This is a genomic window from Agrobacterium sp. SOY23 (assembly GCF_027212525.1).
Lineage (GTDB): Bacteria > Pseudomonadota > Alphaproteobacteria > Rhizobiales > Rhizobiaceae > Agrobacterium > Agrobacterium tumefaciens_I.
On record NZ_JAPWDT010000009.1, the window covers coordinates 29,457 to 51,235 of the forward strand.

20 protein-coding genes are annotated in these 21,779 nt (G+C 60.1%); 10 read left to right on the forward strand and 10 right to left on the reverse strand.

Annotation, left to right across the window (positions count from 1 at the left end; genetic code table 11):
- Positions 1 to 6 precede the first annotated feature (6 nt).
- Together O3S81_RS22510 and ffh are read right to left on the reverse strand one after the other, a co-directional pair.
- Complete coding sequence (locus tag O3S81_RS22510) at positions 7 to 324, reverse strand: chorismate mutase (protein ID WP_269346833.1); 318 nt, start codon at positions 322 to 324, stop codon at positions 7 to 9.
- Positions 325 to 335: 11 nt separating this feature from the next.
- Positions 336 to 1,907 carry a signal recognition particle protein gene (ffh, locus tag O3S81_RS22515; protein WP_269346835.1) on the reverse strand — a complete coding sequence of 524 codons (1,572 nt, stop codon included), beginning with the start codon at positions 1,905 to 1,907 and terminating at the stop codon, positions 336 to 338.
- 326 nt (positions 1,908 to 2,233) lie between these two features.
- Between ffh and O3S81_RS22520 the strand changes: the two genes are divergently transcribed.
- From O3S81_RS22520 to O3S81_RS22550, 7 genes are all read left to right on the forward strand, one after another.
- Positions 2,234 to 3,304 carry an MBL fold metallo-hydrolase gene (locus O3S81_RS22520; protein ID WP_269346837.1) on the forward strand — a complete coding sequence of 357 codons (1,071 nt, stop codon included), beginning with the start codon at positions 2,234 to 2,236 and terminating at the stop codon, positions 3,302 to 3,304.
- A gap of 122 nt (positions 3,305 to 3,426) precedes the next feature.
- Positions 3,427 to 4,326, forward strand: a complete 900-nt coding sequence (gene dapF, locus O3S81_RS22525) for a diaminopimelate epimerase (protein WP_269346838.1) — start codon at positions 3,427 to 3,429, stop codon at positions 4,324 to 4,326.
- Entirely contained in the window at positions 4,323 to 5,597 is a 1,275-nt protein-coding gene (mtaB, locus tag O3S81_RS22530) for a tRNA (N(6)-L-threonylcarbamoyladenosine(37)-C(2))-methylthiotransferase MtaB (RefSeq protein ID WP_269346840.1), read from the forward strand. Before dapF ends, mtaB begins: the two co-directional genes overlap by 4 nt.
- A 32-nt stretch (positions 5,598 to 5,629) precedes the next feature.
- The gene (gene ftsY, locus O3S81_RS22535) at positions 5,630 to 7,066 is read left to right on the forward strand and encodes a signal recognition particle-docking protein FtsY (protein WP_269346842.1); all 1,437 of its coding nucleotides are present in this window, start codon (positions 5,630 to 5,632) and stop codon (positions 7,064 to 7,066) included.
- A gap of 2 nt (positions 7,067 to 7,068) precedes the next feature.
- The gene (locus tag O3S81_RS22540) at positions 7,069 to 7,719 is read left to right on the forward strand and encodes a septation protein A (protein ID WP_269346844.1); all 651 of its coding nucleotides are present in this window, start codon (positions 7,069 to 7,071) and stop codon (positions 7,717 to 7,719) included.
- Entirely contained in the window at positions 7,716 to 8,312 is a 597-nt protein-coding gene (locus O3S81_RS22545) for a DUF2585 domain-containing protein (RefSeq protein ID WP_269346846.1), read from the forward strand. Before O3S81_RS22540 ends, O3S81_RS22545 begins: the two co-directional genes overlap by 4 nt.
- Positions 8,313 to 8,431: 119 nt before the next feature.
- Positions 8,432 to 9,613 carry a GGDEF domain-containing protein gene (locus tag O3S81_RS22550; protein WP_269346848.1) on the forward strand — a complete coding sequence of 394 codons (1,182 nt, stop codon included), beginning with the start codon at positions 8,432 to 8,434 and terminating at the stop codon, positions 9,611 to 9,613.
- 17 nt (positions 9,614 to 9,630) lie between these two features.
- Here the strand turns inward: O3S81_RS22550 and O3S81_RS22555 are convergent, their stop codons facing one another.
- From O3S81_RS22555 to ccmA, 5 genes are all read right to left on the reverse strand, one after another.
- Positions 9,631 to 10,230 carry a DsbE family thiol:disulfide interchange protein gene (locus O3S81_RS22555; RefSeq protein ID WP_269346850.1) on the reverse strand — a complete coding sequence of 200 codons (600 nt, stop codon included), beginning with the start codon at positions 10,228 to 10,230 and terminating at the stop codon, positions 9,631 to 9,633.
- On the reverse strand, positions 10,227 to 10,400 hold the full coding sequence (gene ccmD / locus O3S81_RS22560; protein ID WP_269346852.1) for a heme exporter protein CcmD: 174 nt from the start codon (positions 10,398 to 10,400) through the stop codon (positions 10,227 to 10,229). The genes O3S81_RS22555 and ccmD overlap by 4 nt, the downstream gene beginning before the upstream one ends.
- Before the next feature lie 4 nt (positions 10,401 to 10,404).
- Positions 10,405 to 11,166 (reverse strand): heme ABC transporter permease, encoded by a 762-nt coding sequence (locus tag O3S81_RS22565; protein WP_269346853.1) that lies wholly within the window; start codon positions 11,164 to 11,166, stop codon positions 10,405 to 10,407.
- Positions 11,167 to 11,240: 74 nt separating this feature from the next.
- Entirely contained in the window at positions 11,241 to 11,900 is a 660-nt protein-coding gene (gene ccmB, locus O3S81_RS22570; RefSeq protein WP_173987904.1) for a heme exporter protein CcmB, read from the reverse strand.
- Positions 11,901 to 12,102: 202 nt separating this feature from the next.
- On the reverse strand, positions 12,103 to 12,744 hold the full coding sequence (gene ccmA, locus O3S81_RS22575) for a heme ABC exporter ATP-binding protein CcmA (protein WP_269346856.1): 642 nt from the start codon (positions 12,742 to 12,744) through the stop codon (positions 12,103 to 12,105).
- A gap of 269 nt (positions 12,745 to 13,013) precedes the next feature.
- Between ccmA and acnA the strand changes: the two genes are divergently transcribed.
- The 3 genes from acnA (at position 13,014) to O3S81_RS22590 (ending at position 17,409) form a co-directional block, all read left to right on the forward strand.
- Complete coding sequence (acnA, locus tag O3S81_RS22580; RefSeq protein WP_269346858.1) at positions 13,014 to 15,707, forward strand: aconitate hydratase AcnA; 2,694 nt, start codon at positions 13,014 to 13,016, stop codon at positions 15,705 to 15,707.
- A gap of 190 nt (positions 15,708 to 15,897) precedes the next feature.
- Complete coding sequence (locus O3S81_RS22585; protein WP_269346860.1) at positions 15,898 to 16,638, forward strand: DUF1223 domain-containing protein; 741 nt, start codon at positions 15,898 to 15,900, stop codon at positions 16,636 to 16,638.
- Positions 16,639 to 17,016: 378 nt separating this feature from the next.
- Positions 17,017 to 17,409, forward strand: coding sequence for a DUF2794 domain-containing protein (locus O3S81_RS22590; protein ID WP_269346862.1), 393 nt, complete (start codon positions 17,017 to 17,019; stop codon positions 17,407 to 17,409).
- 118 nt (positions 17,410 to 17,527) lie between these two features.
- Here the strand turns inward: O3S81_RS22590 and O3S81_RS22595 are convergent, their stop codons facing one another.
- The 3 genes from O3S81_RS22595 to O3S81_RS22605 form a co-directional block, all read right to left on the reverse strand.
- The gene (locus tag O3S81_RS22595; protein ID WP_269346863.1) at positions 17,528 to 18,265 is read right to left on the reverse strand and encodes a Bax inhibitor-1/YccA family protein; all 738 of its coding nucleotides are present in this window, start codon (positions 18,263 to 18,265) and stop codon (positions 17,528 to 17,530) included.
- A 218-nt stretch (positions 18,266 to 18,483) separates the two neighbouring features.
- Entirely contained in the window at positions 18,484 to 21,045 is a 2,562-nt protein-coding gene (locus O3S81_RS22600) for an ABC transporter permease (protein WP_269346864.1), read from the reverse strand.
- Positions 21,042 to 21,752 carry an ABC transporter ATP-binding protein gene (locus O3S81_RS22605; protein WP_269346866.1) on the reverse strand — a complete coding sequence of 237 codons (711 nt, stop codon included), beginning with the start codon at positions 21,750 to 21,752 and terminating at the stop codon, positions 21,042 to 21,044. The genes O3S81_RS22600 and O3S81_RS22605 overlap by 4 nt, the downstream gene beginning before the upstream one ends.
- Positions 21,753 to 21,779: the final 27 nt, after the last annotated feature.

Consider the following 21,779-nt stretch of genomic DNA (forward strand, 5'->3'; position numbering starts at 1 on the left):
CGCCGTTCAGGCGGTCTTTTCATTACCGCCATGTTCAGCGGCTATTGCTTCATGATGCCGGATGACTTCCTTGATGACGAAGTTCAGGAACTTCTCGGCGAAATCCGGGTCCAGATTGGCGTCCTTCGCCAGACGGCGAAGGCGTTCGATCTGGTATTCCTCGCGCGCCGGGTCGGCCGGCGGCAAACTGTATTTTGCCTTCAATACGCCCACCGCCTTGGTGCAGCGGAAACGTTCGGCAAGAATGTGAACCAGTGCGGCATCGATATTGTCGATCGACTGGCGGTATTCGGAAAGCTGGGCTTTCACCTCTGCATTGTTCATCGGCGTCGACCTCACTTCTTTTTCGGGAAACCGGGCAGGCCCGGCATGCCACCAAGACCCGGCAGCTTTGCCCCACCGAGACCGGGCAGCCCGCCCGGCAGGCCGCCAAGACCTGGCATTGCGCCCGGCTTGCCGAGGCCGGCGGCTTCAGCCTGTTTCTGGAGCGCCTCAAGCTGCTTCGGATCAATGTTCGACAGGTCAGGCATGCCGCCGCCCATCATGCCACCGAGGCCCATCTTGCCGGCAAGGCCGCCCATCATCTGTTTCATGATGCCGCCTTTGCCCTTGCCGCCCATGGCCTTCATCATGTCGGCCATGCCGCGATGCATTTTCAGGAGCTTGTTGATTTCGGCGGCATCGGTGCCGGAACCGGCGGCGATGCGCTTCTTGCGGCTGTGCTTCAGAATATCCGGATTGGCGCGTTCCGCCTTGGTCATGGAGGAGATGATGGCGATCTGACGGTCGAACATCTTGTCGTTCATACCGGCCGAAGCCATTTTGTCCTTCATGCCGGCCATGCCGGGCATAAGCCCCATGATGCCGCCCATGCCGCCCATCTTCTTCATCTGGCCAAGCTGGTCGGCCAGATCGTTGAGGTCGAACTTGCCCTTGGCCATCTTCTCGGCCATGGCGCGGGCTTTTTCCGCATCGATGTTTTCGGCGGCCTTTTCGACCAGCGAGACGATGTCGCCCATGCCGAGAATACGGTCGGCGATACGGCGCGGATGGAACTCGTCGAGTTCGTTCATGCGCTCGCCGATACCGATTAGCTTGATCGGCTTGCCGGTGACGGCGCGCATGGAGAGGGCCGCACCGCCGCGGCCGTCACCGTCCATACGGGTGAGCACGAGACCGGTGATGCCGACACGCTCATCGAAATTGCGCGCCAGATTGACGGCGTCCTGACCGGTCAGCGAATCCGCGACCAGCAGGATTTCATGCGGGTTGGACTTCTTCTTGATGTCGGCCATTTCCAGCATCAAGGGTTCGTCGATATGGGTACGGCCGGCGGTATCGAGAATGACGACGTCATGGCCGCCGAGCTTTGCCGCCTGCACAGCGCGTGCGGCGATATCGGTCGGCGACTGGCCGGCGATGATCGGCAACGTGTCGACGCCGGTCTGGACGCCAAGCTGGCGAAGCTGCTCCTGTGCTGCCGGACGACGCGTGTCGAGAGATGCCATCAGCACCTTCTTCTTGTCGCGGTCGGTCAGGCGCTTGGCGATCTTGCCGGTCGTGGTCGTCTTACCCGAGCCCTGCAGACCCACCATCATGATGACGACGGGAGCCGGGGCATGAAGGTCGATGGAGACGCCTTCGGTGCCGAGCATTTCGACAAGCTCGTCATGGACGATCTTGACGACCATCTGGCCGGGCTTGATGGATTTCAGGACGGCCGCGCCGACGGCCTTTTCACGCACCTTGTCGGTGAAGGAACGCACGACTTCCAGCGCCACGTCCGCTTCCAGAAGCGCACGGCGAACCTCGCGCAGGGCGGCGGCAACATCGGCTTCCGTCAGCGCGCCACGGCCGGTCAGTCCATTCAGAATGGAACCAAGGCGGTCCTGGAGGTTTTCAAACATCGTTTCTTCCTTCTTCGTTCCGGGGTCTCCGAAACGTCGGTGCTTTCGCTGGCAAAAACAAGACGCAAAGCCAAAAAGCACCCGAGGGCGCATCGCGCTGTCGGGTGTTGACCTCCGGGATCTCTTTATACCTTTGCGGGTCCCGGTCGGCGGCTTGGAGTCATGAAACTGCCAGCTAATGGGCGGGATAAACAGGAAAGTGCGGGAAAAGTCAAGGCAGCGCCGGTTTATGGCTGGCAAAGCCCGCATTTCATCTTTGCGTGATCGGTCGCAGGCCGCTATTGGCGGCGCTTGAACGGCGTCATTGCGCTTCCTATACCTTTGTCATGAAACGTCGAAACTTTTTTCGTTTTTCCGCACTTGGCCTGCTCGCTCTGGCGGGCGGCGGCCTTTATGCACGCCGTTCGAGCGCCAGCGCCTGTTACAGCGGCCCGATCTCTGATCATTTCGACGGGGTACGCTTTTTCAATCCCGGGGGCACGCCGCCCGGCAATTTCATGGGTCTTTTGAAATGGCGCTTCAATGGCGAGCGCGCCACATGGCCGGAAAGTTATCCGAGCCCCTTTCCCTTCGCAAAGCCGGAAGCCCGGATCGAAGGTAGGGATATGCGTGTCACTTTCGTTGGCCATGCCTCCTTTCTCATCCAGACGGCCGGACTGAATATTCTCGTCGACCCGGTGTGGTCGCAGCGCACCAGCCCCTTCAGCTTTGCTGGTCCCAAACGGGTCAATGCACCCGGCATCCGTTTCGAGGACCTGCCGCCCATTGATCTGGTTCTGGTGACGCATAATCACTACGACCATCTGGATATGGAAACGCTGAAGCGCCTGCATGTGGCGCACAAGCCGCTTTTCATCACCCCACTCGGCAATGACGCCATCATCCGTACCGGCGTTCAGGCGGCGCGTATCGAGGTGGGGGACTGGGGCGATGTGGTGGAGACGGGTTCGGTGAAAATTCACTTCGAACCGTGCCACCACTGGTCGGCGCGCGGTTTGAACGATCGGAGCATGGCGCTCTGGGCCGCTTTCGTCATCGAAACGCCGGGCGGCAAGATTTACCATATCGGCGATACCGGCTTCCACGAAGGCCTCAACTATCACGCCGCACGCAAGAAGCATGGTGAATTCCGCCTCGCTAACCTGCCTTTCGGCGCCTATGAACCGCGCTGGTTCATGAAGGGCCAGCACCAGAACCCGGCGGAAGCAGTGGAAGGCATGAGGCTTTGCGGTGCGGCGCATGTCTGCGGCCACCATTGGGGCACGGTGCAGCTCACCGATGAGGCGGTGGATGCACCGCTTGTGGCGCTTAAGACAGCACTGACGGAGCAGGGGGTGGAGGAGAGCCGTTTCCGGCCGATGCGCCCCGGCGAGGTTTTCGACGTGCCTGCCGCCTGAGCCGCTGCCGCGTTTGCGCCGCAACAGTCTGGTAATTTGCTGTCCTTTCCGCCATATAGGGCGAAAGCGCGGGGAAATCCCGTATGCAAACCGGTTTTCAGACAGTTTTCAGGTTTAAGGCGATGGCGGACACGGTCGAATTTGCGAAGATGAACGGGCTTGGCAACAAGATCCTCGTTGTCGACATGCGCGGCCGCAAGGAGATGGTCACGCCAGCGGCAGCAATCGCCCTCAACGCCGATCCCGCCACACAGTTCGACCAGATCATGGCGATCCACGATCCGCGTGTCAGCGGCACGGATGCCTTCATCGATATTCTCAATTGCGATGGCACCAAGGCGCAGGCCTGCGGCAATGGTACGCGCTGTGTTGTGCAGGCGCTATCTTCCGAAACCGGCAAGACCAGCTTCACCTTCCAGACGGTCGCCGGCATTCTGAACGCTGTCGAGCATGAAGACGGCATGATATCGGTCGATATGGGCCTGCCGCGTTTCCGCTGGAGTGACATTCCGCTTTCTGAGGAGTTCCACGACACGAGCCGCATCGAATTGCAGATCGGGCCGATCGACGCACCGATCCTGCATTCGCCCGCCGTCATGTCCATGGGTAACCCGCATGCGATTTTCTGGGTGGATCGCGATCCGATGGAATTCGATCTCGAACGTTTCGGACCGCTTCTCGAAAATCATCCGATGTTTCCGGAAAAGGCCAATATCACGCTGGCGCAGGTCATTTCCGACAGCGCGCTTCGCACCCGCACCTGGGAGCGCGGCGCCGGGCTGACGCTTGCCTGCGGTTCCGCCGCCTGTGCGGCGGCCGTTTCCGCCGCTCGCACCGGCCGCACCGGCAGGAAGGTCACCATCGATGTCGCCTCGAGCCCCATCCGCGTGCCGCTGACCATCGACTGGCGTGAGGATAACCACGTCATCATGACCGGCCCGGCCGAATGGGAATGGTCGGGTTCCGTCGATCCCGTTACTGGCGCGTGGTCGCGCGATGCGGTCGAACGGGGGGCCGTATGAGTGGCGTCGAGGTCATAACCTTCGGCTGTCGTCTCAACACCTATGAATCGGAAGTGATGCGGGCGGAGGCCGAAAAGGCGGGGCTCAACAATGCCGTGCTGGTCAATACCTGCGCCGTGACGGGCGAAGCGGTGCGCCAGGCACGTCAGGCCATCCGCCGTGCCCGGCGGGACAATCCGCATGCGCGCATCATCGTTACCGGCTGCGCCGCCCAGACCGAAAAGCAGACCTTTGCCGAAATGCCCGAGGTGGATGCGGTGCTGGGCAACGAGGAAAAGCTGAAAAGCGTCTCCTATCGCGCGCTGCCGGATTTTGGCGTCTCGGCGGAAGAAAAACTGCGCGTCAACGATATTATGAGCATCAAGGCGACCGCGCCGCAGATGGTCAAGCATATTGACGGGCATGTGCGCGCCTTCATTCAGGTGCAGAATGGCTGCGATCATCGCTGCACCTTCTGCATCATTCCCTATGGGCGCGGCAATTCGCGCTCCGTGCCGATGGGTGCGGTGGTGGATCAGGCGCGCAGGCTGACGGAAAGCGGCTATCGCGAAATCGTATTGACCGGGGTGGATGCCACGAGTTATGGTGCGGACCTGCCCGGCGAGCCGTCGCTCGGTTACCTCGCCAAGACCTTGCTGAAGCAGGTGCCTGATATTCTCCGCCTGCGGCTTTCTTCGATCGACAGTATCGAGGCTGACCATCATCTGATGGATCTGATTGCCGATGAGCCACGTTTCATGCCGCATCTGCATCTCTCTCTTCAGCATGGCGATGACATGATCCTGAAACGCATGAAGCGCCGCCATTCGCGCGCCGATGCCATCCGCTTCTGTTACGAGGTGCGATCACTGAGACCGGATATCGCCTTCGGTGCGGATATGATCGCCGGGTTTCCGACCGAAACGGAAGAGATGTTCGAAAACGCCGCGATGCTGGCTGAGGAGTGCGGCATTTCCAGCCTGCATGTCTTCCCCTACAGCCCGCGTGCCGGCACGCCGGCGGCGCGCATGCCGCAGCTGGACCGCTCTCTGGTGAAGGAGCGGGCGGGCAGGCTTCGGGCACGCGGTGAGGCGCTGAGACTGGCGCATCTGCAAAACATGGTCGGTTCGGTGCAGACGATCCTGGTCGAAAACAACGGTTTTGCCCATACCGACAATTTCACGCTGGTGGAGACGCCTGATCTCGCCCCGCGCACTCTTGCGCAGGTTGCGATTACCGGCCACAACGGCAAACATCTGAACATGAAGCTTCTGGCGGCGGATGCGGCCTGAGGCGGCTAAAGAGAAAAGACACGGGAACAATCATGGCCCTCGGCTTCATCAAAAAAGTCTTTTCGTTCGGCAAGGACAAGGCCGAAACGGAAGAGCGGCCGCAAGAGGATGCCGCACCCGCGCGCGGCAATGAAAACGCCTCCTTCGAAGCCGCGCTGAGCGACGCTGAAGCGCATGACCCTGTCGACAAGGACCCGGTTTCCGAACTGGAAATGGAGACGGCCGGCGGGCCGGCTGCTGACGAGGCCGTCGATGCTGCCCTCGCTGAAGACGACGAGGAAGAGGACGCGCCGCTTCTGCCCGGCGCCGAGCTTTCCGGCGATATGGGTCTCGTGCCCTTATCCTTGCTGCAGGCGGAGGCCGCTGCCGAGGAGCCGGCGGAACCTTTGCAGGAACCCGCTGATGCCGTGCTTGATGCGGATGCAATGGATGCGCTGCTTGATGAGGCGGAAGCCGCGAGTGCGGCCGAACCCTCTGCCATTCCTCCGGTCCTGCCCAAGGGCTTTTCGTCAGCAAGCGAGCGGCAGGAACCTGCCCCTGCCGCGCCTCAGGTAAAATTGACCTGGTTCCAGCGCCTGCGGGCCGGTCTTGCACGCACATCAACACAGCTGACCACGCAGATTTCGGCGCTCTTTACCAAACGCAAGCTGGATGAGGATACGCTTGACGAGCTGGAAGACCTTCTCATCCAGTCCGATCTCGGCGTCGAAACCGCCATGCGCATCACCGGCGCCCTGTCTTCGGAACGCTACGGCAAGGATGTGAGCGGCGAAGATGTGGCGCGCATCATGGCGGGTGAGATCACCAAGGTTTTGAAACCCGTCGCCAAGCCGCTGGAACTCGATCTTTCGCACAAGCCGCATGTCATCCTCGTCGTCGGCGTGAACGGTACCGGCAAGACGACCACCATCGGCAAGCTTGCCGCCAAGCTCTCGGGCTCCGGCCTCAAGGTGATGCTGGCGGCGGGCGATACGTTCCGCGCGGCGGCAATCGAGCAGCTCAAGATCTGGGCCGATCGCACGGGTTCGGAATTCATCGGCACCAAGCTCGGTGCGGATGCCTCGGGTCTCGCCTACGACGCTTACGAGCAGGCGCGGGCGCAGAAAAGCGACGTGCTGATCATCGATACGGCCGGCCGTCTGCAGAACAAGACGGAATTGATGGCGGAACTGGAAAAGATCGTGCGTGTGCTCGGCAAGCTCGACCCGGATGCACCGCACACCGTGTTGCAGACGCTCGATGCGACGACGGGACAGAACGCCATGAACCAGGTGGAGATATTCCGCAATGTTGCGGGTGTTTCGGGCCTGATTATGACAAAATTGGATGGCACGGCGCGAGGCGGTATCCTCGTCGCCATCGCTGCCAAACATAAGCTGCCGGTCTATTTCATCGGTGTGGGTGAAGGTGTTGACGATCTGGAGCCCTTCGAGGCGGAAGATTTCGCCAAGGCCATTGCGGGAGTTTGAGTATGGATATTGAAAGCAATTCCAAGGAAAGCGAAAAGATGGTGGCGGAAATCAGCCCGCTGCTGAAGTTCGTGCTCGAGCTTGGCCCGCTGATGGTGTTCTTCTTCGCCAATTCCCGCGGCGAATGGCTGGCTTCCACCTTCCCGGTGCTGACGGAGTTCGGTGGGCCGATCTTCATCGCAACCGGCCTCTTCATGATCGCCACGGCCGTTGCCCTTTCCGTTTCCTGGGTGCTGACGCGCAAGCTGCCGATCATGCCGCTGATTTCCGGCATCGTGGTGTTCGTGTTCGGTGCGCTGACCTTGTGGTTGCAGAACGACACCTTCATCAAGATGAAGCCGACCATCGTCAACACGCTGTTCGGCGTCATCCTGCTCGGCGGCCTGTTCTTCGGGCAATCGCTTTTGGGTTATGTCTTCAATTCGGCCTTCAGGCTGACGGATGAGGGCTGGCGCAAGCTGACGCTGCGCTGGGGCATTTTCTTCCTCTTCCTCGCGGTGCTGAACGAGGTCGTGTGGCGCATGTTCACCACTGATACCTGGGTGGCTTTCAAGGTGTGGGGCACGATGCCGATCACCATCATCTTCACCATGGCGCAGATGCCGCTTGTCATGCGTCATTCGCTGGAACCGCTTAACAAGGACGAAAAATGACAGTTGCGGAGATGCCGGCTTCCCGTTCGCGTTCGCTTAAATGGTTCGGCGTGGCCGCCGCGCTGCTTCTCCTGCAAATCGTCATTCTTTATGCCATGGGCCGTATTCCCATCTGTGAATGCGGTTATGTGAAGCTGTTCGAGCCGGGCGTGAACACGCCGGGCAATTCCCAGCATCTGGCCGACTGGTATACGCCTTCGCATATCATTCATGGCTTCCTGTTCTACTGGTTCGCTTGGCTGCTGTTCCGCAACAAGCCGCTCTCCATGCGCCTTTCGCTGGCGGTTCTGGTGGAGGCGGCGTGGGAAATCCTCGAAAACTCCCCGCTCATCATTGATCGTTACCGCACCGCGACCATGGCGCTGGGTTACACCGGCGACAGCATCCTGAACTCGGCGATGGATACGGTCTTCATGGCGCTGGGTTTCCTCTTTGCCGCGCGCGTGCCGGTGTGGCTGACGGTCCTGATCGCCGTCTTCTTTGAAATCTTCACCGGCTGGCTGATCCGCGATAATCTGACGCTGAATGTGGTGATGCTGGTCTGGCCCGTCGAAGCGATCAAGGAATGGCAGAACGCGCTCCCGCAAATGTGAACGGGTTCGCCGGGATTTTGGCCGGAAAGGCTCAGAAACCGCGCGTTATATGCAGGCTTTCTTAAGGGCATTGCGGTAACGTCCGGCTTCAAAGGCCCGTTTCTTCCTGGCAGATCCCGTTGCAAGATAATTTCGCCTATCTTCTTCCCTTCATCATGCTGACATTCGGCGTGGTGTTCCTGTTCCTGCAGAGGATCGGCCACGCTTCGGCGCGCTATTGGGGTATCGGATATCTTGCGGCGGCTTTTGGTTTCGCGACGCCTCTGGTGCTAGGCGGCCTGCCCTTCGAAGTCCAGGCGATCCTTTCGAACCTGCTGTTCTTCTCCGCCTTCTTTCTGTATGGCCATGCGCTGCTCACCCATTTTGAGCGGCCGCTTTATACCAAGGCGCGGCTGTCGATCGTGGCAGTGGCGGTATTGTTGGTCTCGTTCCATGTTTTCGTCACGCCGGATCTGAAACGCGAACTCGTCATCGGTGATTTCGTCTGTGCCCTGCTGCTTGCCTTTCCGGTCTGGCTCGTGCGCCGGCGGCCCGTCGCGCTGGCTGACAGGCTTATGGTAGCCATCGCTTCGCTTGTGGTGCTGGAAACGCTGGTGCGCATCGGCATGCTGCTGGTGATGACGCCGAACGGCTCGATGATCGAGCTCAGCGAATTCTTCGAGTCGGATTACGCCTTCTACATGCAGCTTGCGGCGAGCATCTTCGGCTTCCTGCTCGCGCTGTCTGTGCTCGCAAGCCAGATTTCCGTCACCGTTGACCGTCACCTGCATGCGGCGGAACATGATCCGTTGACGGATGTGTTGAACCGCCGTGGTTTCGACCGGTGCGTTCCCGATTTTCGCAACGATACGCCGGAAGGCGCGATCATCGCCTGCGACATAGACCACTTCAAGCGCATCAACGATGTTTATGGTCATGCGGCCGGCGATATCGTGCTCATCGGCCTTTCCGACCTTCTCAGGCGAAACGCGCCCGCGAATGCGCTGGTGGCGCGTTTCGGCGGTGAGGAATTCGTGGTCTTCCTGCCCGGGCAGACTGCCGCTGCAGCCGGCCAGCTTGCCAATGGCATGCGCACAGGTCTCTCATCCCTCGATTGGCGCAATCGCGGTGTTATGAGCCAGATCACCGCAAGTTTCGGTGTCTCGGCTGTCGCGAGGGGAGATCATTCCATTCACGATGCCATCAAGCGGGCAGATGACAGCCTTTATGCCGCAAAGCGTGGCGGCCGTGATCAGGTCGTGCTGGAAGGCATACGCCTGCCTGCGGAAGGGCCGGCGCTGAGGGTCGTTACCAAGGGGTAAGGCCTTACGGTATGAGGTTATTTCCCGGCTGCGGCCGTAATGGCGGGCAGCAGGTCACGTTCGACACTGCGGGCATCGAAGGGGCCGACCTTTTTATAAAGGATCGTGCCATCAACGCCGACCAGATAACTTTCGGGAATGCCATAGACACCCCAGTCGATTGCCGCCTTGCCATTCGGATCGACGCCTATCGCGGCAAAGGGATTGCCGAGTTCACCAAGGAAGCGCAGCGCATTGTCCTGCTTGTCCTTGTAGTTGATGCCAACGACGGTGATGCGGCTGTCTTTGGCCAGTTCCTGAAGTAGCGGATGTTCCTGTCGACATGGAATGCACCAGGAGGCGAAGACGTTGACCAGCGTCAGCTTGCCCTTGATGGCGGCATCGGTGAGCGCCGGCAGGTTCGAGCCTTCCAGTGGCGGCAGCGACAAAGCGGGCGCCTTGGTGCCGATCAGCGCTGACGGGATGGCGCTGATATCCAGCCCGTTCACATCCTGATCGTAAAGCATCTTGCCGGCGATGAGGGCAAAGCCGCCAAATAGCAGAAGCGGCAGCAGCGCCAGCGCGTAACGGGCGCGGCCCGTCGATTTGGCCTTGGTGTCGTGGTCGGTCTGCGTCATTGCGCATCACCTGCGGAACCGGCTCTCGCCCTGCGGCGCACGCCGGATGCTTCGAGTTCCTTCAGTTCCCGTTTGCGCGCCTGGCCATCCATGACGACCCAGGCGATGAGACAGAGAACGACAAACCCGGTCGCAGCATAGGACATGCCGATATAAAAGGCGTGTGTCATCGCCTCAGCCCTCCCGGTTTGCCATGCGCGCGGCAAGCCGCCGCTGCGCGGCCACGCGCCGGCGCCAGATTTCATTGCGCATGGCGGCGATGTGCAAGGTGAAGAACAGCAGCGTGAAGCCGACAGCCATGGTCAGAAGCGGCCACAGAAACTCCGCATCGATGGCGGAACCGCCCATGCGGATGACGCTTGCCGGCTGATGCAGCGTATTCCACCACTCGACCGAAAACTTGATGATGGGAATATTCACGAAACCGACGAGGATCAGCACGGCGCTGACACGGGCGGCTCTGGAAGGATCGTCCATGGCGCGGTTGAGCGCAATCAGCCCGAGATACATCAGGAAAAGCACGAAAACGGAGGTGAGCCGCGCATCCCACACCCACCAGGTTCCCCACATGGGCTTGCCCCAGAGCGAGCCGGTGATGAGCGCTATCAGCGTGAAGGCGGCACCGATGGGGGCTGCGGCCTTGTGGCTGACATCGGCCAGCGGATGACGCCAGACGAGCGTGCCGATGGCCGAGATCGCCATGACCGAATAACACATCATCGCCAGCCACGCGGAGGGCACATGCACATACATGATGCGCACGGTATAACCCTGCTGGTAATCACCTTCGGTGGTGAAGGACAGATAAAGACCGGCGGCCAGCACCAGTGCCGTGAGCCCAGCGAGCCAGGGCAGAATGCGCGCCGCCAGCGCCAGAAACCGCGTGGGGTTGGCGAGATCGCTGAATTTGGTGATGGTAAAGGTCTGCTCGTTCATGCCGTTTGTGTAACCCGAGAATGGCCGTCCCGCAATTGATCCCTGTCAATCGGAGATCGTCCATCACGGTTTCGTCAATCCATAACATTGCGCAGCGCCAAAGCGGCAAAGAAAGGGCCGGTCACGGCTGAAAATAACGTGATCGCGCCGAGAATGAGAAATGGCGGCATGAAGGGGGCCGGGTCTTGCACCGCCGCGTAGGAAGCGCTGACGCCGAAAATCAGCACCGGGATGGCGAGCGGCAGGACGAGGATGGAAACGAGAAGCCCGCCGCGTGGCAGGGCAACGGCAACCGCCGCGCCCACCGCGCCGATGAAGGTGATGGCGGGTGAGCCGACGAGAAGCGTCAGCATCACCGCACCGATCGCCACCTCGTCCATGTTCATGAACAGGCCGAGCAAGGGTGATGCCAGCACCAGTGGCAGCCCGGTCGTGACCCAATGCGCCAGGCATTTGACGAAGACGGTCAGCACCAGCGGGGTTTCCTGCATCAGGATCAGATCGAGCGAACCGTCATCCCGCTCGGCCTGAAACAGCCGGTCGAGGCCGAGAAGGGCGGACAGAAGCGCGCCGATCCAGACGATGGCCGGGCCGATGCGGGCGAGCAGGTTGAGATCGGGGCCGACGCCGAAGGGGATGACGGCAACCACGGTCATAAAGAAGAGCACGCCGATCAGCGCGCCGCCGCCGGCGCGGATGGAGAGTTTGATATCGCGGAGGAAGAGGGCGGTCATTGGTGGGCCCCCGATGGGTGTAGCTTACCCCCCTCTGCCCTGCCGGGCATCTCCCCCACAAGGGGGGAGATCGGCAAGGCGCACTCCCCCCAATTCTTTCTCCAGCATTGAGATGGGCGAGACCTTGCCGCGGGTCGATCTCCCCCCTTGAGGGGGAGATGCCCGGCAGGGCAGAGGGGGGTAAGCCCCGCGTGCAAACCGTTCATGCCCAAGCCTCCACACCCGCAAAACCCGTCATCTGCAATTCCCGCGCCTTCTCCAGCCCCAGGGGCTGATGGGTCGCAGCCAGAACGATCCCACCTTTCCCAAGGTGGCTTTTCACGAGATCGGTAAACATGGCGTCCGCAGCCCTGTCGAGTGCTGCCGTCGGCTCATCGAGAATCCACACCGGTCGCCATGCGATCAAAAGCTTCGCCATGGCAAAACGCCGCTGCTGGCCGGCCGAGAGATAACCGAAGGGCAGGTGGGTGATGCCGGCGAGACCAACGATCTCCGCTGCCTCGTCGATCGCCACGCCCGTGCTGCCGGAAAAATCGCCGAGGAAGTCCTTCCAGAAGCGGAGATTTTCCGCGACCGTCAGTTCGGTTTTCATCGCATTGCGATGGCCGAGATAATGGCAGGCCTCCGACGGCCGCATCTCGGCGTCTATTCCTTTGCCGGCTATCTTCACCTGCCCTTGTTCGGGGCGCAGCAGGCCAGCCACCGCGCGCAGCAGCGTGGATTTTCCCGAGCCGTTGCGGCCGGTCAGCACCAGCGCCTCACCGTCGCTTAACTTGAAGGAAATGTTCATGAATATGAAATCTTCGCCGCGTCGCACGCCAAGATTTTCCGCCGTCAAATCCATGCTGCGGTTCCGTTTAAGATTTCGTCGTCTCGATAAAAAAATCGATTAGCTTCGTTGAATGGTCTGGCACGTTTCTCCGAAATTATCTATATGGGTGTCAACCACGCCAGCGGCCGGCGTGAACATCATCTTGCGCCGGACTTGACGATTGCGAGGAGCAATTTTCACGTGCGGACAGCGGAAATGGTCGTACCCGCATCCTGATGTGCATGAGTGCATAGGTGTCCGCACGAACGTGTTGGCTATCAGTGTAAGCGGGGTTTTGATCCATGCCCAAATCACTCGACAGTTTTCAATGTCGTTCCGTCCTTACCGTGGATGGTAAGGAATACGTCTATTTCAGCCTTCCCAAGGCTGAAGCCAATGGCCTGAAGGGCGTTTCCAAGCTGCCCTATTCCATGAAGGTTCTCCTGGAAAACCTGCTGCGTTTCGAAGACGGCCAGTCCGTCACCAAGGAACACATTCTGGCGGTTTCCGAATGGCTGAACAACAAGGGCCTGACCGAAACCGAAATCGCCTACCGCCCCGCCCGCGTTCTCATGCAGGACTTTACCGGTGTTCCCGCCGTGGTCGACCTTGCCGCCATGCGTGACGGCATCAAGGCGCTTGGTGGTGACCCGGAAAAGATCAATCCGCTGGTTCCCGTCGATCTCGTCATCGACCACTCCGTTATCGTTGACGAATTCGGCACGCCGAGCGCTTTTGCCCGTAACGTTGAACTGGAATATGAGCGCAATGGCGAGCGTTACCGCTTCCTGAAGTGGGGCCAGCAGGCGTTCAAGAACTTCCGTGTGGTTCCGCCCGGCACCGGCATCTGTCACCAGGTCAACCTCGAATATCTCGGCCAGACCGTCTGGACGAAGGAAGAGGACGGCGAGACGGTCGCTTATCCGGATACCTGCGTCGGCACCGACAGCCACACGACCATGATCAACGGTCTCGGCGTTCTCGGCTGGGGTGTTGGTGGTATCGAGGCTGAGGCAGCCATGCTCGGCCAGCCGGTCTCCATGCTCCTGCCCGAGGTCATCGGTTTCAAGCTGACCGGAAAGGTGAAGGAAGGCGTTACCGCGACCGACCTCGTGCTGACCGTGGTGCAGATGCTGCGCAAGAAGGGCGTCGTCTCCAAATTCGTCGAATTCTTCGGCCCGGGCCTCGATTCGATGTCTCTCGCCGACCGTGCGACCATCGGTAACATGGGTCCGGAATATGGCGCGACCTGCGGCTTCTTCCCGGTTGATGGCGAAACCATCAATTACCTCACCATGTCCGGCCGCGCCAAGGACCGTATCGCCCTCGTTGAGGCCTACTCCAAGGCTCAGGACATGTGGCGCACCGGCGATGGTTCCGACCTCGTCTTCACCGACACGCTGGAACTCGATCTCGGCGACGTCGTGCCCTCCATGGCCGGCCCGAAGCGTCCGGAAGGCCGCCTGCCGCTCGAAACCATCGCGCCGAATTTTGCGACGGCTCTCGAAAACGACTACAAGAAGCCCGGCCAGCTTTCGAACCGTTACGCAGTTGAAGGCGAAGCTTTCGATCTTGGCCATGGCGATGTGGCGATTGCCGCCATCACCTCCTGCACCAACACCTCCAACCCCTCGGTTCTCATCGCGGCAGGCCTTCTCGCCCGCAATGCGGTCGCCAAGGGGCTGACGTCCAAGCCATGGGTGAAGACCTCGCTTGCACCGGGATCGCAGGTGGTTGCGGAATATCTCGACAAGTCCGGTCTGCAGAAGGATCTCGATGCGATCGGTTTCAACCTCGTTGGTTTCGGTTGCACCACCTGCATCGGTAACTCCGGTCCGCTGCCACCGGCGATCTCCAAGACGATCAACGACAAGGGCCTGATCACCGCAGGTGTTCTCTCGGGTAACCGCAACTTCGAAGGCCGTATCTCGCCGGATGTTCAGGCGAACTATCTAGCCTCGCCGCCGCTTGTCGTGGCTTACGCGCTTGCCGGCACGGTCCAGAAGGACCTGACGAAGGAGCCGATCGGCAACGACCAGAACGGCAATCCGGTTTATCTCAAGGATATCTGGCCGACTTCGAAGGAAATCCAGGAATTCATCCTGAAATACGTCACCCGCGAGCTTTATGAAACCAAGTATGCCGACGTGTTCAAGGGTGATGCGAACTGGCAGGCCGTTCAGGTTCCGCCGGGCCAGACCTATGCCTGGGACGACCAGTCGACCTATGTTCAGAACCCGCCTTATTTCGTCGGCATGGGCAAGAAGGGCACGGGTCTCAAGAACATCAAGGGTGCGCGCGTCCTTGGTCTCTTCGGCGACAAGATCACCACCGACCATATTTCTCCGGCCGGTTCGATCAAGGCAGCTTCGCCTGCCGGCGCCTACCTGACGGAGCATGGGGTCGGAGTTGCCGACTTCAACCAGTACGGCACGCGTCGTGGCAATCATGAAGTGATGATGCGCGGCACCTTCGCCAATATCCGCATCCGCAATCACATGCTCGGCCCGAACGGTAAGGAAGGTGGCTACACCATCCACTATCCGTCCAAGGAAGAGATGTCGATCTATGACGCCGCCATGAAATACAAGGCGGAAGGCGTTCCGCTCGTCATCTTCGCCGGCGTCGAATATGGCAATGGCTCGTCGCGCGACTGGGCGGCGAAGGGTACCAACCTGCTCGGTGTCAAGGCTGTCATCGCGCAGTCCTTCGAGCGTATCCATCGCTCTAACCTCGTCGGCATGGGTGTCGTTCCCTTCGTATTCGAAGAAGGTACGACCTGGGCGAGCCTTGATCTCAAGGGTGACGAAATCGTCGAGATCGATGGTCTCGAAGGTGACATCAAGCCGCGTGAAAAGAAGATCGCCAAGATCACCTATAGCGACGGTTCGGTGAAGGAAGTTCCGCTTCTCTGCCGCATCGATACGCTGGATGAGGTGATCTACATGAACAATGGCGGCATTCTGCAGACCGTTCTTCGCGATCTGGCCGCCTAACGCTTCAACAATTGCAGGCGCCGGGAGAAATCCCGGCGTCTTTCCATTTTCTGGTCTCGTTTTTTGTGATTGTCGCTCACCCCTTCGTGACTTTCTATTGAAGGGTAATAGACGTTATTTTCCGGTTTGCATCCCGGCAGGATTGATCGCATCAATTCGTCTGGATCTCTTCCGGACAAAGGTTTTTGTAATGCCGCTGAAATTCCCCCTGTCGATATGTCTTCTCGGCACGTTCCTCGTCACCTCCGCGCAGGCGCAGGAGGCCGTGAAGGGCGTCGTCGAATTGTTCACATCTCAGGGGTGTGCCTCCTGCCCGCCGGCGGATGAGGCTTTGCGCAAGATGATCCAGAAGGGCGATGTCGTCGGTCTCTCCTACCATGTCGATTACTGGAACTATCTCGGCTGGACCGATTCGCTGGCATCGAAGGAAAATACCGAGCGGCAATATGGCTATATGCGCGCACTCGGTCGCAACGGGGTTTATACGCCGCAGGCTATTCTGAACGGCCGCGACCATGTCAAGGGCGCCGATGTCCGTGGTATCTATGACAGGCTGGACGCCTTCAAGCGCGAGGGCAAGGGGCTGAACGTGCCGGTCTCGTCAAAGTTTGCCGGAAATGAGGTGGAGATCGATATCGGTGCCGGCAGCGGCAGGGCGGATGTCGTGGTCGCTTATTTCACCCGTGAACAGACGGTGGATGTGCAGAAGGGCGATAACCAGGGCAAAAAAATATCCTACTGGCACAGCGTTTATGACGTGCAGACCGTCGGCATGTGGGATGGTTCGCCGATGACGGTGAAGCTTCCGGCAAGCGTTGTGGCAAAGGTGAAAAAGGGCGGCTGCGCCGTTCTGTTGCAGAGCGCCAATGCCAGCGGCGATCCGGCGGCTATCGTCGGCGCAAGTATTCTGCTGGGAAGCGAAACGCCATAATCGCCTATTGGCGATTGAAGATCCGGTCCGGGCATTGGGGGCTGGGGGTAAAGGGTCAATGCACCGGACCGGGTCATCTTGGTGCCTAGGCATCAATTGACAATAGGACTATTCCACCCAATTCAGGCCATGGTTTGACCGAAATACGGCAGGGTCCCCTAAAATGGGTGCCTAAATGGTTACCAATTTTTACCTCTGCTTTTACGGAGGCAGCTGTCATGCGGCCGTTCCGTATCGTCGCGTCCGGTTCTGCCGCTGCCCGAAACCCCTCAAGCCCTATGGAATGGGTGGCCTGCTGCCGGCAGGGGGCAAGGCTTGCAATTTCGTCGTCTCAGGCTCACATTGATGGGATGATTTGGGTGGATTCGGAGGCATTGGATGACCGATCAACCGGATGTGCAGCAGGTGCAGACCGCTTCACGCGACAGTTCCACCGTTATCGATCTCCGCGAATATAAGAAGAACAAGGATCCTCTGCCGGTCACCTTTCACCGCCGCGAGCTGGATGCGATCCTGCGCATCTATGGCCGCATGGTGGGCGAGGGCGAGTGGCGTGACTACGCCATTGACCATCTGAAGGAGAAGGCGGTGTTTTCCGTCTTCAAGCGCTCGGGTGAGATGCCGCTTTACAGGATCGAGAAGAACCCCAGGCTGGCGGCGAAACAGGGCGCCTATTGCGTGGTGAATGTGGATGGCCGCATCCTCAAGCGCGGTCATGAGTTGCCGCAGGTTCTCAAGGTTTTTGACAAGGTTTTGAAGCTTATCGAGTGAGCTTTGACTGGCTGTAATGTCGATAACGACGGGAACACGCGAAGCGCAAAGGTATTTGCAAACAAAAAAGGCGGCCGATCGGCCGCCTTTTGTGTGTCTGTCACCAGAACTCCCGACCTTAGTCGTCGCGGTTGCCGAGGAACTGGAGAAGGAAGGTGAAGAGGTTGATGAAGTCGAGATAGAGCGTCAGCGCGCCCATGATGGCCTTGCGGCCAGCCACGGCAACATCATCAGCGTCAAAGTACATTTCCTTGATCTTCTGCGTGTCGTAGGCGGTCAAACCTGCGAAGATCAGAACGCCGATCGCGGAGATCGCGAACTGCAGCGCAGACGATGCGAGGAAGATGTTGACGATCGACGCGATGATCAAGCCGAACAGGCCCATGATCAGGAACGAACCGAGGCCCGAGAGATTCTTCTTCGTGGTGTAGCCGTAGAGCGAAAGCGCGCCGAACGAAGCCGCGGTCACAAAGAACGTCTGCACGATGCTCTGGCCGGTATAGACCAGGAAGATCGAGGAGAGCGAAACGCCCATCAGTGCAGCGTAGACCCAGAAGGTCGTCTGCGCAGCGGAAACGCTCATGTTCTGAATACGGAAGCTAAGGAAGAACACCAGTGCCAGCGGTGCGAGCATCACGACCCAGCGCAGCGGCGATGCGAAAAGCAACTGGGCAAAAGCCGGGTTGGAGGCGGCGAGCGTATAGGTGCCGAACGCCGCGACGCCGGTGATGACCAGAGCCAGCGCCATCAGGTTGTAAACCTTGAGCATGTAGGCGCGAAGACCTTCATCGATCATCGCACCAGACTGTGCACGGGTCTGCGCCATGCGGTTCTGGTAGTTATTGAAGTCAGCCATTGTTTCCTCTTTTGAGCTCCGTGATTGCTACGGTGTCGGGATACCTCCCGGGCGCCGCTGCGGAGCTTCAGCAAGCCTGCTCAAGAATATGATGGCAGAACGTGTCCGATACAAGGCCTTTTGCGGTTGAAAAGACACCATATGCGCGAAAAGCGCTCACGTTTTGGCGATCATTACAAAGAATTAATCGTTAAAGTTAAGCGGTGCGCAACCGATGATTATTCCCCCGCCTGCCTGAGGACCGGCGCCGCCTTCTGCCCGAGAATTCGCCAGGTGCCGATGAGGCCGATGCCGACCGTCATGACGAGGGCGACGAGAAGGGTTCCGATCGCCACATCCGGCAGGAAGCTGGAGGGCAGTTTCATGATGCGGGCAACGACGAACCATGCGGAAACGCCGCCGGCAAAAAGCGCGAAGACGGCGGTGGCGAGGCCGAGCATCATATATTCGTAGGAGAAGGCGCGGATGAGCAGGTTTCGCGTGCCGCCCAGCGTCTTGAGGATGACCGCGTCATGGGTGCGGGCGCGGTTGCCGGCTGCAAGCGCGCCGGCGAGAACGAGGACGGAGGCTATCAGGGCGACGGCCGCAGCGGCGCGAATGGCGGTGGCAAGCTGGCCGACCAGCCGGTTCACGACATCGAGCGCGTCCTTCACGCGCACGCTGGTGATCGTTGGGTAGGTGTTGGTGACGGCGCGCAATATCCGGCCCTCATCGCCGGCCGTTGCGGAAGGATCGGCAAGGGTCGCGAGCCAGGCATGCGGTGCGCCGCGGAAGGTATTCGGCGAAAACACCATGACGAAATTGATCGACAGCGATTCCCATTCGACATTGCGCAGATTGGCGATCTTGGCCGTGATGCTGCGACCGAGCACGTTGACGGTGACCTTGTCACCGATCTTGAGGCCCAGATCCCCCGCCTCTTTCGCCGCGAAGGAGACCAGTGGCTCGCCGCTATAATCCGGCTGCCACCATGTTCCCTCCGTCAGCGTCGCGTTTTCGGGAACATCCTGCGAATAGGTGATGCCACGGTCACCGCGCAGCAGCCAGCGCCCTCCCGGTGGCACCTCCATTTTCGTCACATCCGTGCCGTTCAGCGCCATGATGCGGCCGCGCAGCATCGGCACTTCGGTCAGGGTTCCCTCCGGCGCTTCCCGCTTCAGGAGATCGCGGAAGCCCTGAACTTCGCTGCCCTGAATATCCACGAAGAAGAAATTCGGCGCCTTTTCCGGCAGGCTGTCCGTCAGTTCACGGCGAAGATTGCCGTCGATCAGTGTTAGCGTCACGAGCAGGGTGAGGCCGAGGCCGAGGGAAAGAACGACTGACGGGGTGAGCGCACCGGGCCGGTGAATATTGCCGATCGCCAGACGAAGGGCTGCGGAGTGAACGCGCGGGCTGCGTTTGGCAATGGCCTTGACGCCGGAAGCCACCAGCCGCAGCACCACGAAGGCAAAGGCGATTGCCGCAAGGAAGACCGAGGCGATGAAACGGTCTTCCGCCGAAAAGATGGCCAGTGCGGCCAGCGCCGCCAGCAGAACGCCGGTTGCAGCGAGATAAGGCCAGGATGGCCAGCTGCCCTCCTCGAAACCCTGTTCGCGGAAAAGCGCCGTCGCCGGAACCTCGCGCGCCTGGCCGAGCGGCACGATGGCGAAGGCAAGCGTTGTCAGGAGACCGAACAGGGCGGCGAGACCGAGTGCGCCGGGATAAAAGGCAAGTCCTTCTGGCACCGGCAGCACACCTTCCAGAAACCGCATGGCGACAAGCGGCGCAACGGCGCCAACCACAAGGCCGATCACGATGCCGACGGTGGCAATGAAGGCGATCTGGAAGAGGTAGGTCATGGTGACCACCGAGGCCGGCGCACCCAGGCATTTCAGCGAGGCGATCGTGGTGCGCTTGGAATCGAGAAAGGCGCGAACGGCGTTGGCGACGCCGACGCCGCCGACGATAAGGGCTGTGAGGCCTACCAGTGTGAGGAATTGCGAGAAGCGGTTGACGTTTTCGGTGAGCGAGGGTGCTGCCCGGTCGCTGGTGCGGATGGACCAGCCGGCATCGGGAAAGGCCTTGTTGGCCGCATCGGTCATGGTTACCCGCGCTGACGGATCGTTCAACTTGATCTTGTAGGCGTGTTCGACGAGGCTGCCGGTCTGGACGAGGCCGGAGGCGAAGAGGGCATCGCGGCTGACGATGAGCCTTGGCGCAAAACCGAAACCGTCGGACAGCGCGTCCGGCTCGTCGACGACGGTGCCGGTCAATTTCAATTTCACATTGCCGAGCAGTATCTCATCGCCCACCTTGATACCGAGCCGTTCCAGCAGAAGTGGCGCGGCAATGGCGCCATAGGCGTCGCCATTGCCGGCCAGCAGTTCCGCCAAAGGTCGATTGGGATCGGCGACGAAAGTTCCATAGAGCGGGTAGGCGCCGTCTATGGCTTTCACTTCCGTCAAAGTCTGTTCGGAGCCGTCGGCAAGGCGGGCCATGGAGCGCAGCCCGGTGGAGACCGCGACGGTGCCAAGGCCGTCGAGATAGGCCTTCTCCTCCGCCGTCGCCTCCCTGTTGCGCAGTTCGAAGCGCACGTCGCCCGCCAGAATCGACTGGCCTTCGGTGGCAATCGCGCTGGTGACCGCACGCGAGACGGAATTGACCGCAGCGATGGCCCCTGTTCCAAGCGCAATGCAGGCGAGGAAAATGTAAAAGCCGCGCAGACCGCCGCGGATTTCGCGACGGGCGAGCCTTGCGGCGTTTCTGATATTGGCAAAAGACGGGAGAATGAATCCGGTCATGCCGATACCACCCGCGCTACCTGCGGTCTGGCGCTGTCGCCCTCGATCTCGCCGGAGCGCACCTTGATCTGCCGCGAGCAGCGGGCGGCGAGCGACGGATCATGGGTGACGAGCACCATGGTCATGCCGCGTTCGGCCTGTTTGGTAAACAGAAGATCGGCGATCTGCCTGCCGGTATCGGTATCGAGATTGCCGGTCGGTTCGTCGGCGATCAGCACGGCCGGTGAGGGGGCAAGCGCGCGGGCGATGGCGACACGCTGCTGCTCGCCGCCGGAAAGCTGGCCGGGATAATGGTTGAGGCGTTCGCCGAGACCGACGGCGACGAGTTCGCGCTTGGCAATCTCGAAGGGATTGGGAACGTTGGCCAATTCCAGCGGAACGGCGACATTCTCCAGCGCCGTCATATTGGCGATGAGGTGAAAGGACTGGAAAACAATGCCGATATTCCGGCCGCGAAAATCCGCCAGCGCGTCTTCGCCAAGCTTGTGCAGTTGCGTATCCGCAATGACGATTTCGCCGCTGTCCAGCCGCTCCAGACCGGCAAGCACCATGAGAAGCGTCGATTTTCCCGAACCGGAAGGGCCGACGATGCCGACCGCTTCGCCTTCGCCGATGGAAAGATCGATGTTCTTGAGAACGTGAACGGAGGCGGCGGCGTTACCGAGCGTGAGGTCGGCCTTCTTCAGCTCTATGATGCTTTTCGTCACAATTCTCGTTCCTATATAGGGGATGAA